This is a genomic window from Mycobacterium riyadhense, from assembly GCF_963853645.1.
Lineage (GTDB): Bacteria > Actinomycetota > Actinomycetes > Mycobacteriales > Mycobacteriaceae > Mycobacterium > Mycobacterium riyadhense.
The window spans coordinates 5,272,839-5,284,457 of sequence record NZ_OY970456.1 but is presented as its reverse complement, the minus strand read 5'-3'; the positions used below and the strand labels follow the sequence as shown (position 1 = coordinate 5,284,457).

At 63.9% G+C, this 11,619-nt stretch carries 14 protein-coding genes; 2 read left to right on the top strand and 12 right to left on the bottom strand.

Translation table 11 applies throughout. From position 1 onward, the window contains the following. Nucleotides 1-35 precede the first annotated feature (35 nt). Entirely contained in the window at nucleotides 36-842 is an 807-nt protein-coding gene (locus AADZ78_RS23255; RefSeq protein ID WP_085250631.1) for an SDR family NAD(P)-dependent oxidoreductase, read from the top strand. A 13-nt stretch (nucleotides 843-855) separates the two neighbouring features. On the opposite strand, the gene AADZ78_RS23250 is transcribed toward AADZ78_RS23255, so the two are convergent. The 8 genes from AADZ78_RS23250 to AADZ78_RS23215 all read right to left on the bottom strand — a co-directional run bounded on the left by AADZ78_RS23250 (nucleotide 856) and on the right by AADZ78_RS23215 (nucleotide 6,765). Beyond that, on the bottom strand, nucleotides 856-1,296 hold the full coding sequence (locus tag AADZ78_RS23250) for a DUF5990 family protein (protein WP_085250632.1): 441 nt from the start codon (nucleotides 1,294-1,296) through the stop codon (nucleotides 856-858). Between the two features lie 87 nt (nucleotides 1,297-1,383). Beyond that, nucleotides 1,384-1,734 (bottom strand): type II toxin-antitoxin system PemK/MazF family toxin, encoded by a 351-nt coding sequence (locus AADZ78_RS23245; RefSeq protein ID WP_085250633.1) that lies wholly within the window; start codon nucleotides 1,732-1,734, stop codon nucleotides 1,384-1,386. Beyond that, entirely contained in the window at nucleotides 1,727-1,963 is a 237-nt protein-coding gene (locus AADZ78_RS23240; RefSeq protein WP_085250634.1) for an antitoxin, read from the bottom strand. The genes AADZ78_RS23245 and AADZ78_RS23240 overlap by 8 nt, the downstream gene beginning before the upstream one ends. A gap of 580 nt (nucleotides 1,964-2,543) precedes the next feature. Beyond that, nucleotides 2,544-2,891 carry a hypothetical protein gene (locus AADZ78_RS23235; protein ID WP_085250636.1) on the bottom strand — a complete coding sequence of 116 codons (348 nt, stop codon included), beginning with the start codon at nucleotides 2,889-2,891 and terminating at the stop codon, nucleotides 2,544-2,546. A 119-nt stretch (nucleotides 2,892-3,010) separates the two neighbouring features. Next, nucleotides 3,011-3,847 (bottom strand): SDR family NAD(P)-dependent oxidoreductase, encoded by an 837-nt coding sequence (locus AADZ78_RS23230; protein ID WP_085250637.1) that lies wholly within the window; start codon nucleotides 3,845-3,847, stop codon nucleotides 3,011-3,013. A 12-nt stretch (nucleotides 3,848-3,859) separates the two neighbouring features. Further along, nucleotides 3,860-4,699 (bottom strand): mycofactocin-coupled SDR family oxidoreductase, encoded by an 840-nt coding sequence (locus tag AADZ78_RS23225; RefSeq protein ID WP_085250638.1) that lies wholly within the window; start codon nucleotides 4,697-4,699, stop codon nucleotides 3,860-3,862. 23 nt (nucleotides 4,700-4,722) lie between these two features. After that, nucleotides 4,723-5,925 (bottom strand): cytochrome P450, encoded by a 1,203-nt coding sequence (locus AADZ78_RS23220; RefSeq protein WP_085250639.1) that lies wholly within the window; start codon nucleotides 5,923-5,925, stop codon nucleotides 4,723-4,725. A 180-nt stretch (nucleotides 5,926-6,105) separates the two neighbouring features. Then, a complete protein-coding gene (locus AADZ78_RS23215) occupies nucleotides 6,106-6,765 on the bottom strand; it encodes a TetR/AcrR family transcriptional regulator (protein WP_085250640.1) in 660 nt (219 codons plus the stop codon). A gap of 170 nt (nucleotides 6,766-6,935) precedes the next feature. On the opposite strand from AADZ78_RS23215, the gene AADZ78_RS23210 reads away from it, so the two are divergent. Next, nucleotides 6,936-8,111 (top strand): acyl-CoA dehydrogenase family protein, encoded by a 1,176-nt coding sequence (locus AADZ78_RS23210; RefSeq protein WP_085250641.1) that lies wholly within the window; start codon nucleotides 6,936-6,938, stop codon nucleotides 8,109-8,111. Nucleotides 8,112-8,119: 8 nt separating this feature from the next. Here AADZ78_RS23210 and AADZ78_RS23205 read toward each other — a convergent pair whose 3' ends face one another. Genes AADZ78_RS23205 through AADZ78_RS23190 form a run of 4 tightly spaced genes read right to left on the bottom strand, consistent with a single transcriptional unit; the run spans nucleotide 8,120 to nucleotide 11,616 of the window. After that, nucleotides 8,120-8,911 (bottom strand): acyl-CoA dehydrogenase family protein, encoded by a 792-nt coding sequence (locus tag AADZ78_RS23205; protein ID WP_085250642.1) that lies wholly within the window; start codon nucleotides 8,909-8,911, stop codon nucleotides 8,120-8,122. Then, nucleotides 8,908-10,002: an acyl-CoA dehydrogenase family protein gene (locus AADZ78_RS23200; protein ID WP_085250643.1), complete on the bottom strand. Its 1,095-nt coding sequence runs from the start codon at nucleotides 10,000-10,002 to the stop codon at nucleotides 8,908-8,910. Before AADZ78_RS23200 ends, AADZ78_RS23205 begins: the two co-directional genes overlap by 4 nt. Beyond that, nucleotides 9,999-10,418, bottom strand: coding sequence for a nuclear transport factor 2 family protein (locus AADZ78_RS23195; RefSeq protein ID WP_085250644.1), 420 nt, complete (start codon nucleotides 10,416-10,418; stop codon nucleotides 9,999-10,001). Before AADZ78_RS23195 ends, AADZ78_RS23200 begins: the two co-directional genes overlap by 4 nt. Continuing rightward, nucleotides 10,402-11,616: a metal-dependent hydrolase family protein gene (locus tag AADZ78_RS23190; protein WP_085250645.1), complete on the bottom strand. Its 1,215-nt coding sequence runs from the start codon at nucleotides 11,614-11,616 to the stop codon at nucleotides 10,402-10,404. Before AADZ78_RS23190 ends, AADZ78_RS23195 begins: the two co-directional genes overlap by 17 nt. Between the last annotated feature and the right edge of the window lie 3 nt (nucleotides 11,617-11,619).

Genomic DNA, 11,619 nt, shown 5'->3' with positions numbered 1-11,619 from the left:
ATGGGGGCTTTTGCGTCTGCTCGCGGGAGGTAATCGTGGCGATTGATCCGTCCGACATTCTGCTTACTGGCAGGGTGGCGGTGGTCACCGGTGGGGGAGCGGGCATCGGGCGTGCCATCGCCGCGGGCATGACCGCATTCGGTGCCTCGGTCGCTATTTGGGAACGTGACCCGGACACCTGCGCTCGCGCAGCGGAATCCATTGGCGCACTGGGCATCGTCACCGACGTGCGCGACAGCGCCCAGGTCGACACCGCTCTGCAACGCACCACCGCCGAACTGGGCCCAGTGACGATCCTGGTCAACAACGCCGGCGGAGTGTTCTCATCACCGCTGCTGGAAACCAGCGAGAACGGCTGGGATGCCTTGTACCGAGCCAACCTTCGCCATGTGCTGCTGTGCACCCAGCGCGTGGCTCGGCAGCTGACTGCCGCCGGGCTGCCCGGCAGCATCATCAACCTCACGTCGATCGAAGGCGTCCGCGCCGCACCGGGTTACGCGGCATACGCCGCGGCCAAAGCCGGTGTCATCAACTACACCAAGACTGCGGCACTGGAGCTGGCACCGCACGGTATCAGGGTCAATGCGCTGGCTCCGGATATCACGCTGACCGAGGGATTGGCACAACTCGGCGGGGCAGCGGCGATGACGGGCATCGGCAATGTCGTTCCGATGGGACGTCCCGGTCACGTCGACGAAATCGCGGGTGCAGCAGTCTTTCTCGCCTCCGATATGGCCGGCTACATCACGGGCCAGACGATCCATGTCGACGGCGGCACGCACGCTGCGAGCGGCTGGCATCACAACCCGCAGACCGGCGCATACCAACTCGGGCCCAGTTAGCTTGCCCGCGGAGCTACTCTGCCGTCCAAGTGATCAGCGGTGGCCGCACTCGGGCGCACACAGGATGGCCTTTTGCGTCGGTTAGCCCCAGCCTGCCGACCAACAGCCCGGACACCGCTGCTGCTTCCAGGACGGCGACGGGTACATCCGCGAGCATGAGTTTTGCGCGGCGAAACTGCATGACGTGTCCGGCACTATCCACGGCGCCCCAATTCAAGTAGATGAACCGCCCGCCCGGCGGCCCCTGAATATAGGGCCCACGAACATCGGTGCCATCGACCACGCAGTCAAGGGTCCACACCGCTGTCGGTGCGTCGCCCGCGTGCAGATCCAACAGCTCATCCCGCCGGTTCTTTCGTTGCACGCCGACATGGATGTTGCTATAGCCCGGGAAGCCGGCGCCTGGTCCACATTCGCGACCCGGCAACTGCGTTCCCACAATCTTGATTTGCACACATCCCTCCTGACGCCATGCGGTTGGTCCCACGTCGACGAGCGCGGTGTCCTCTTCAATTTCAAGTTGGCCGAATGCGGCATTGGCTCAGGCGACCTGGATGCCCAGAATCAGCGCGAGGGCATGTTCGATTTGGTGCATCGTGTCGGGTGCCAGGGTGCCGAGTCGCTGCAGTAGGCGGGTGCGAGCGACGGCGCGGATCCCGCGGCAGACGGCGACGCTTTCGGCATCCACGCCTTCGGCGGCAGCGATATGTGGCCGCAACGCGCTGTGCGTGAGTGAGCTAGACACAGGTACCACGACGATGAGTTCGTCACCAATGCCTGTGAGGATCTCGTCAACGGAGACGACGACAGCGGGGCGGTGTATGCCGGGTTCGCCGGCTCGGGTTGCTCCGAGGGCAACGAGCCAGAGGTCGCCGCGCTGCGGTTCAGGCAAGGCCGTCGTCGACTGTGCTGTCCCAGTCGCGGTTCTCGTCGCGTACGGCTTGCAGCGCCGCCTCGGCGCGGGTGGCGTCGCGTTCGGCGCGGAAGATCGCCTCCTGTTCGGCACGGGTGGCCAGCTCCGTGAGCAGAGCGGCAATGGAGACTCCTCGCTCGCGGGCCTGGGCGGCCAGCCGGTCACGAGTCCGAACGGGAACCCCAATCGTTGTCGTCGGCGTAGACATGATTAGCAGTCTATTGAGTAGACACAGGCTAGCGCTAACATCTATCTCGGTTGCCGCCGCATAGGACCAAGGCTTGCTGTCTGGGCTTGGCCGAGCTGTCGAGTCGAGCCAGCGCTCAAGGCTTTCAATGTCGAGCTGCGCGACGTTGTGAGCGGGGCGTCGCCATCGCCATCCACTACCTCCGGGAGACCGGCGACGGCCCCAAAAGAACCACACGGGTTGTCCCGTTGCTAATCACATGCTGACAAGCTGCCAGGGCGGGGCGAAAGGTGCCACGACACCGCCCGCTGAAACTAACTCTGGTCGGATTCATTGTCGCCCGCTCCCAACTCGCGCAGCCTTATTCGTGAGTCGCCTAATGCTTTCATTGCGTTGGCGACATCGATCGTCAGTAAGTCGCTGATCAGTGCTCGCGAGAGTGGAAGCTCACCAGTTCGAGCACCGCGGATCATAATGTCTAGCAGTTCTTTTCGCGCCAGCATCTGGTTCTCAGCGTCGGCTGCGACCGCATTGTTGAGTCGCCGACGTGCCGGCCAATCTCGCACAATCGTCAACAGCCACAACGCAAGGGCGCCCAGCCCTAAACCGATCTCAATCGGATTGTGTAGTCGATTCGCTCCACCGTTGTCACGGTGTCACGCATCGGATTGAACTCCTCCAAGTACCGCCAGACCGCCGTGTCGAGCAGTTCGGTCGGAAGCCATAACCCCACACCGATGCGGCGACTCTTCGATGGAAAGTCGGCCCAAGCCGGTGGCGGCCCGTAGCGGAAGTACTTGTCTAGGTCTCTTGGAGTGATCCACCGGTCGGGATCGCGCAGGACGGCTCGCTCCGCGTCGGCCAGCGCGGCCTGGTATTGCAGTTCGCCGCCGAACTGACAGACCGTGTCAAGGTCGTCGATCACCTGCCGGACAACCTCGATGGGCACGCCCGCGCCCAGGTCGACCGTCTACGCTCTGCGCCATGCGGGCATCGTAGCCAGCCCACGCTGCACGTCCTGGCTATTCCAGACGGCGCTTTTCGACTGCATCGGGCGAGTTGGCGAAGCTAATGACTCCAGCCCCGCGCGGCCTGCTCGTCAAACGTGCGGTCGATGCGCTCGAACCTGCGGCGGATAGAGGAGCGGGAGGCCTCATGCGGAAGGACATACAGCCTGTTGGCCAGAATCGCGTCGGCGGTCAGGCGTGCAACGTCGTCGACGCCCACGGTTTCATCTTGTGACGGAAGCGAACCCGCTGAGCCGGTCGCGTCGGGCGCTGCCGACAGCCCGTAATCCGCTCCCCGGATTCTCTCAGAGTTAGCGACCAGCTTGGTTTCCACCACCATCGGGCACAGCACCGATACCCCGATGCCGTTGTCCTTGACTTCACGGGCCAGCGTCTCCGCCAAGCCGACAACGCCATACTTGGCAACCCCGTAAGTCCCGAGGCCGGCATTGGGAACCAGTCCGGCGAAGGATGCGGTAAACGCGATGTGGCCCCCGGTTCCCTGTTCGAGCAGCCTCGGCAGGAACGCCTCGACGGCATGAATGTTTCCCCACAGGTCGATATCGATCACCCAGCGCCAGTCGTCGTGTGTCATCTCCGCGATTGGACCCGCCAGGACAATGCCGGCGTTGCTGAACACGACGTCGACATGGCCCAGTAGCCGGAAAGCTTCGTCCGCCAGGTGGACGACCTCGTCGAGCTGTCGGACGTCGCACGTCACGCCGTGCGCCTCGTACCCCTCGGCGGCTAGTCGGGCCACCGCCTGCTCCAGCCCCGGTTGGTCGACGTCCGCGAGCACGACTTTGGCGCCGCGGCGGGCGAACTCCGCGGCGGTCGCCAAACCGATGCCGCTCGCGCCGCCAGTGATTACCGCTCCGCGCCCTTGGAATTCGTCCATAGACTCCAAACACTATTTCAGGCAACCACCCGCGTCGACGGGCAGGGTCACACCGGTGATGTACCGGGACTCGTCGGAGGCGAAGAACAGCACCGCATTGCTAATGTCCTCGGCCTCCACCCATGGAATCGGCAGCGTGTGGAACATCTGACAGATCGGAGCCATGTCGTCGGGACCCGGATTTTCCAGATCCGGCCGAAACATCTTGAAGGTGCCCTCGTTGTGCAACATTGGGGTGCGCACGTGGGTCGGGTGCACGGAGTTGACGCGAATCATGTGCTGGCCCAACTCCACTGCGAAGGACCGCATGATGCCGACCACACCATGCTTGGCCGCGACGTAGCTGCCGCAGTGCGGGTAAGCCTTCAGCCCACCCACCGAGCTGGTCAAAATGATCGAACCGCCCCTGCCGCCCGCAATCACGTGTGGCACACCGGCTTTCACCGACTTCCAGACGCCGGACAGGTTCACGTCGATCATTTCCTGCCAGTCATATTCGGTGGTCTTGTCCAGCGTGTCGCCGCCATTGCCAATGCCCGCATTGGCCACGATGACGTCCAGTCGGCCCAATTGCTCCACGCCGCTGTCCACCACGGCTTTCAGCGCGTCGTAATCGCGCACGTCGACTTCGGCGGTCAATATTCTGCGGTTGAGGCCCTTGACCAGATCGGCGGTCTCGGCCAGATCCTCGGGCGTGGACGCCGGGATGGTGGTGTTCTGCACGATCGGCTTACAGACGTCGATCGCGATGATGTCGGCACCCTCCTGCGCCAACCGCACCGCGTGGCTGCGGCCCTGACCGCGCGCCGCCCCGGTAATGAAGGCGACTTTGCCCGCAACGCGTCCAGACATGACTACCCCATTTCTCAAATCACTCAGCCGAGAATGGCTGGCATGGTCTCCCAGCCCCGAACCGTTGATGTCGGGGACAGCTTGGCGTCGGTAAGGTCGACATCCCACTCTGGGAAGCGCTTCAGGATCTCTTCGAGCGCGATCCGCCCTTCGAGGCGCGCCAGCGCCGAGCCGAGACAGTAGTGGGTGCCAACACTGAACGTTAGATGTTGGTGCGGCTCGCGCCGAATGTCGAAAACATCACCGTCCGGCGGGAATTGGCGGTGGTCACGGTTGGCCGCCCCAATCAGCAGCATCATGATGCTGCCCGCGGGCACCCGGTGGCCGTAGTACTCGACGTCACGTGTGACATACCTGGCCACGTGCGGAGCCGGCGGTTCGAAACGCAGCAGCTCTTCAACGGCCTGAGGAATCAATGACGGGTCGGCGACGAGCGCGCGGCGCTGATCGGGATGCTCGGCCAATACCTTGCCGGCCCAGCCGATCAGCCGGGTCGTGGTCTCGTTGCCGGCACCGGAAACGACGGTGACATAGGTCAGCAGCTCGTCGCGGGTAAGCCGACGAACGGTCCCGGTTTCGTCCGTGAACTCCACGTTCAGCAGCTCGGTCATGATGTCATCGGAGGGATGTTCGGCGCGCCAATCGATGTACTGGCCGAAGAACTCGCCGTTCAGCATGTCTTCGGGCGAGGTCTTCATCGGCTTGCCGGCCTCGGTGCGCATCTGCGCGTTCGCGAAATCCCTTGCGGCCTTTTGATCCGCCTCGGGCACTCCGAGCAGCATGCCGATAACCCGCATCGGCATTTGCGCCCCGAGGTCGGCCACGAAGTCAAACCCGTCGGCTCCGATCAGCGGATCCAAACTGCGGGCGCAGAATTCGCGGATTTGGGGCTCAAGCTGGCCGATCTTGCGCGGGGTGAACATTCGAGACAACAACTTGCGGTGAATGTCGTGGATCGGCGGATCCTCGAAAATCAGTACGCCCGGCGGCATCTCGATGTTCGCCCGGATGATCTCAAGTATCGCGCCCCTGGCGGAGCTGAACGTTTGGTAGTCAACGATCGCGGCGTCGACGTCGGCGTACCGGCTCAGCGCATAGAAGTCGTGGTGTTCGTTGTAGTACAGCGGCGCCTCTTCGCGCAGCCGCCGGAACGTGGGGTAGGGGTCGGCGTTGAGCCCCACGTCATACGGGTCGAAATAGACTTCGCTAGCTGCGCTGACCGTCACGGGATATCGCCTCTCGCAGGGTGCCGCAACAGAACTCTGTCATCACCCACCAACGAGTGTCAACGCGGAATCCGTTTTGGCTATGTATCATTCTTAATATCAAAGAATAGCGTTCTCGCTGCCGCGGCCGGGTGTGGTATTCGCTCAGCATGTGAAGCGGCGCTCGAAGCTAGCAGTCGGTCACGCCCTGGGGGCGGTGAATCCGTGTGAGCAGAAGTCCCACACCTCGTCGGCGGTGATGGGGTGGATTGTCGCGTCGTCGGATCCACCGCTGGACTGCGCGATGAACATGACGGTCTGCATGGTCATGGCCGCTACCCGCTTGGGATTGATTCCGGCGCGCAACTCACCGGCCTCGCCCGCGGCTTCCATGAGTTCGGTGAGCAACGCCAGTAGCGGTGCGTGCGCTGTCTTGACCTCGGCCGGATGCGTCACCAGCAGCCTGGGTGCAAAGTCTGTGAACAGCGGCCGTTTGGCCGTCGGGTCGGGACGTGAGGCCTCATACAACAGTTCGACGGCCACTTTCAGGCGCTCGAGCGGATCGGTGTGGCTCTCCGTGGCGGCGCGGATTTGGTCGGCTGATCGACTCAGGGCGTCTTCGAACAATGCGAGCAACAACTCGTGTTTACCGTCGAACTGCAGGTAGAAGCTCCGCAGCGATTGGCGGGACCGGTCCACAACCTCCTGGACGGTAAAGTCCGTGCTGCCCTTCTCGATGATGATGGCCTGCGCCGCATCCAGGAAGCGCTGAACGCGCTGCGCTGCCCGCAGTTTCGCGGTCTTGATGGACCGCTCGACGGCGCGCTGCTTCCAGGCCGGCTCTTCGCTGGGGTTGGTCACGGGCGGCTCAGGTGATTGCCGCGAGGGGAGAACATGGTTGGACTGTACCGGAGAACGCCGTGCCATTGCTGCGCTCGACCTCCTCACGGGCGACATTTTGGAGATTGTAACTTCCTCACGACGAGAATACTATTCTCTTGAACGTGTGTTTGGGAAGCCCGAGGAGCCGCGTGCAGCTGACGTTTGATGCGGACGTCGAGACATTCCGAGCCGAATTCGTGGCATTTCTTGATCGGCATTTGCCGGACGAGGCCGAGGGGTTCGAGCGGCCGCGGTCGTGCTCACATGTCCCGGAGTGGGCGCGCCGGTGGCAGCGGCTGCTATTCGACAACGGATGGCTGCTGCCCGGCAATCCACCGGAGTTCGGTGGTCGCAACGCTTCACTGCTGCAGCAATACGTGCACCTAGAGGAGCTGTCGCGCCGACGGATCTATCCAAGTTTCAATCCGCAAGGCGTCGGCATCATTGCGGCGTCATTGTTGACCTTCGGAACGCCGGAACAAAAGCAGCGCTGGGCGATACCGATTCTGCGGGCCGAGATTACGGCGTCGCTGGGCATGAGCGAGCCCGGCGCAGGCTCGGACCTGGCGTCGCTGAAAACGCGGGCGGTGCTACACGGCGATCAGTTCGTGGTCAATGGTCAGAAGGTGTGGACATCGGGTGCCCACGATGCCGATGTCCTGCTGACGTTCGTGCGCACCGATCCCGAGGCGCCAAAACACAAGGGCATCAGTGCGTTGCTGATTGCAACCGACACTCCCGGTGTGGTGCGCCGTCCGTTCGCGTCGGTGTGCGCTTTCGACGATGTCGACTTCAACGAGGTCTTCTTCGCCGACGTGCACGTGCCGGCCGAGAACCTCGTCGGAAAGCTCAACGACGGCTGGCGGGTGGCTAACGGATCCCTGGGACACGAACGCACCATGCTGTGGATGGATTACGCCAACCTGTTGCAACAACTGACGGTCGATTTCAGCCCATCGGGAGCACTCGAACGAGAACGCTACGCCACCCTGGTGATGGATGCTCACGCGTTGCGGCTAATGGGCTCGGCGGCTCTGGCACGGGCCGTTCGCGGCGACGAGGACGTGCCCGCCCAGTCGGTGCTGAAACTGCTTGGTTCCGAGGCATTGCAACGCGGCGCCGAGGACACGCTGGCTGCGGCGGGTGCCGACGGGCTCGTGCATCCCGCGGTCACCTCGTCGTTCGCGCCGCTGAATCTGGATAGCCACTACGGCAGCCGATTCGACCGGTACGCGCGCAGCTTTGCCGCGACCATCGCCGGCGGTACTTCGGAAATCCAACGCAACATCATCGCCGAACGCATCCTCGGGTTGCCGCGCAATTAGCTCACGGGTTACAGGTCAACCAGCCGTGGCGCGAATCCCTTGTCCCGCACCAGAGCGCCGGCCTCACGGGTCAGCTCGCGCGAACTGCCGAGCAAGCCGTCCAACGTCAACGACCGCTTGACGTGGCGGTGCAGCTGGTGTTCGGCGGTGAAGCCGATTCCGCCGAGCACCTGCTGGCAGTGCCGTGCGACGGTCAATGCCGCCTGGCCGGCCGCGGCTTTGGCTAGCAGGCAAGCGAATTCATCCGATTCGTCGGTTGCTTGCAGCGTTGCCTCGGCGCCTTCGATGGCGACGAGTGTCTCGGCCAACCGGTGCCGGACCGCCTGAAACGATGCGATCGGTCGGCCGAATTGAACACGGTCCAGGGCATGCTGGCGTGCTAGTGCGAGCATCGCCCGGCTGGTGCCGATCAGCCACCAGCCCAGTGCGCGCCGCCCGGCCGCTAGCGGCACTGGATCGCCTTCGGACACACGCCGAATTGGCAGCTCGGCGTCCAGCGCCAACGTGGCCTCGTCGGTGCGTGCCCAGACCACCCAGGACTCACCGGCATAGGGCAGCGGTACGATACCGTCGCCCGCACACCCGGCCGCGCGCAGCACGACATCGTTGATGACGGGTGCGTGAGCGCCGGTCTCGCCGAGCAGTCTGAACACCAACGGGATTGCGATGTCCGGGATTTCGTCGAGCATGTCGAGCCAGCCGAGCTCTGTCAACGCCGCGTCGAGCTTGGCGCCGGTAACGGCCACCATCGTCGTTCGCAACGAGTCGCTAAGCAGCTGCAGTTCCGGGTCGATTGTCATGTGTACTCGTTCCCGAGATCGAGCAGTCGGCGCGCGATGATATTGCGTTGCACTTCGGCGGTACCGCCGTAAATGGTTGCCGCGCGCGAATACAGATACTCCGACCGCCACGGTGTCTCGTTGAGCTCGAGAGCTCCGGGAAGCAGGTCGCGAACGGTGTCGTAAAGGCGTTGTTCAGCGGTGGCCAGCAGCACCTTGTCAATGGAGGTATCCGGCCCAAGCCGCGCTCCGTCGGCAAGCCGGTGCTGAGTGGCACGCGAACGGCAGCGCAGGGTGTGTAGCGCGAGATACGCTGCGCCGAGGTTCAACTCGTCAGGAGCTGAGGCCTCCGCGATAAGTTGATCAAGCCGGGAGTAAAGGTACGCTATTCGCTGCCAGAAGCAGGTCGAGCGCTCATACGGCAGCAGGTCCATCGCCAGCCGCCAGCCCTCCCCAGGCCGGCCGAGCATCCGGCTGCTCGGGACAACCACGTCGTCGTAGTAGACCTCGCAGAATTCGTCGACACCGTGCATGGTGCGCAGCGGCCGAATGGTAATCCCCGGAGTGTCCAGATCAACGAAAAACGCGGTAATTCCGTCGTGGCCCGGCGCGGTGCGGGCGAGCAGGATGCAGCGGGTGGAGAACTGGGCGAAACTGGTCCAGACCTTCTGCCCGTTGACAACCCAATCGTCGCCATGGGGCACGGCGCGGGTGGACAGCGACGCCAGATCGCTGCCCGAACCCGGTTCGGAAAAGCCCTGACACCATTGCTCGCGTCCACTGAGCAGCCGCGGCACCATCTCCGCCGCCAGTTCTGCTGGTGCGTAATCGATCATCGTGGGTGCAAGGACTTCGATCATTGAGTACGGGCCCGGTTCGGCGAGACGCCGGCCAACCACCTCCTCGCCGACGATCGCGCGCAACAGCGCGGGGCCGCCCAACCCGCCGACTTCAACTGGCCAGCCGTAGCGCATCCACCCGGCTTCGTACAGCACACCATGCACCCGGGCGAGCTGACGCATCTGACCCTGCAGCGAGTGGTCCGGTCCGGGGGTCAGGTCATTCTCGTCGAGCCAGGCGCTCAAATCCGCCCGGAACTGCGCAACATTCACGGGGCCGGACGGCCGACAGCATGCGGACGGCCCGAGTCATGCACCCCACTGCGCCGGATAAAGGTCATGGCCCGGGTCTTCAGCCGCCAGCCGTCGGCCGTACGGGAGTAGGTGTCGCGATAGTAGCCGATGCGCATGTCGTGCGTCGCGTGTTCGATGAAGCACAGCGGTTGCGTGCCGCTGGCCGAATCGCCGTCCACTTCGACCACCGCAGTTCCGGTGAGAAATAAACCCTTTGGCGCCGCGGCCACCAAGTCCGGAAACCGGTCCAGGCCGTAGGTGTCACCGAACGCGCTGTAGGTTCCATCGGGCGTAAAAACCCCGAGCAGTCCCTCGATGTCTTCCTGGGTGATCGCGACCGCATACCGCGCGAGCAATTGTTGGATCTCCACCAAGTCGTCAGTTCTGGTTGGCATACACCTTGCCGCCTTTCATGACAAAGCCGACACTTTGGGTAACCGTGATGTCTTCCAAAGGGTTTCCCGGCACCCCGATGACATCGGCCAGCTGGCCCTCGGCGAGCCGTCCCCGGTCGGTGGCGTCGATGAGCTCGGCGGCGATCACCGTGGCTGCCCGCAGCACCGCAAGCGGTGGCAGGCCCCAATCGGCAAGGGTGACAAGCTCGTCGGCGTTGCGGCCGTGGGGTATTGCGGGGGCGTCGGTCCCGACCGCGATTTTTACCCCGGCTTCGTAGGCCGCCAACAGTGATTTCCGCGCCCGCGGAAACATCTCGGCGGCCTTGGCCTGCAGTTCGGGCTCAGCGTGCGAGACGTCCATCGCTTCCGCCAGGCGCCGGGTGGTCACCAGGTAGGTGCCGTGCTCGACCATCATCGCAATCGCATCGTCGTCAATCAGAAAGCCGTGCTCGATGCAGTCGATGCCGGCTGCGACCGCATTTTTGACCGCGTCGGCGCCGTGCGTGTGCGCGGCAACTCGTAACCCGCGACGGTGTGCCTCGTCGACGATCGCCCGCAGCTCCTCGTCCGAATAGTGTTGGGCGCCAGGCGGGCCCGTCAGTGACATGACGCCGCCCGAGCAGCACACCTTGATCAGTTGTGCGCCGTGTTTGATCTGGTAGCGGACTGCGCGGCGAATCTCGTCGACTCCGTTGGCGATGCCTTCCTCGACCGTTAAGTCGAGGACATGCGGCGCGTAGGCCGCGAACATCGTCGGGTCGAGATGTCCGCCCGTGGGCGTAATCGCGTGCCCGGCAGGCACTATCCGGGGCCCGTCGATCCAGCCCGCATCAATGGCCTTGCCCAGCGCGACATCAAGCAGATAGCCGCCGGTCTTGACGAACAGGCCTAGGTTGCGCACCGTAGTGAACCCGGCCCGCAGCGTGCGGCGAGCATTTCCGACCGCGCGCAACATCCGCGTCGGCGGGTCATCCTGGACCTGTGACAGGCCCGGTTTCTCACCGCGCCCGCCCATCAGCAGGTTGACCTCCATGTCCATCAGCCCGGGTAGCAGGATCTGGTCGCCCAGATCGATCAACTCGCCCTCGACGGCTCCGCCCACTCCAGTGATCCGGTCGCCTTCGATCCGCACGATTCCGGGCCGGACGATCTCCCCGGCGTCGACCTCGAGCAGCCCGGCTGCCTTGAGCGTCAGCACCTC

Excerpts from the sequence above, each read along its gene's own strand:
- AADZ78_RS23240 (WP_085250634.1), bottom strand. The coding sequence starts at position 1,963 with ATGTCTACGCCGACGACAACGATTGGGGTTCCCGTTCGGACTCGTGAC.
- AADZ78_RS23230 (WP_085250637.1), bottom strand. The coding sequence starts at position 3,847 with ATGGACGAATTCCAAGGGCGCGGAGCGGTAATCACTGGCGGCGCGAGC.
- AADZ78_RS23225 (WP_085250638.1), bottom strand. The coding sequence starts at position 4,699 with ATGTCTGGACGCGTTGCGGGCAAAGTCGCCTTCATTACCGGGGCGGCG.
- AADZ78_RS23205 (WP_085250642.1), bottom strand. The coding sequence starts at position 8,911 with ATGACAATCGACCCGGAACTGCAGCTGCTTAGCGACTCGTTGCGAACG.
- AADZ78_RS23195 (WP_085250644.1), bottom strand. The coding sequence starts at position 10,418 with ATGCCAACCAGAACTGACGACTTGGTGGAGATCCAACAATTGCTCGCG.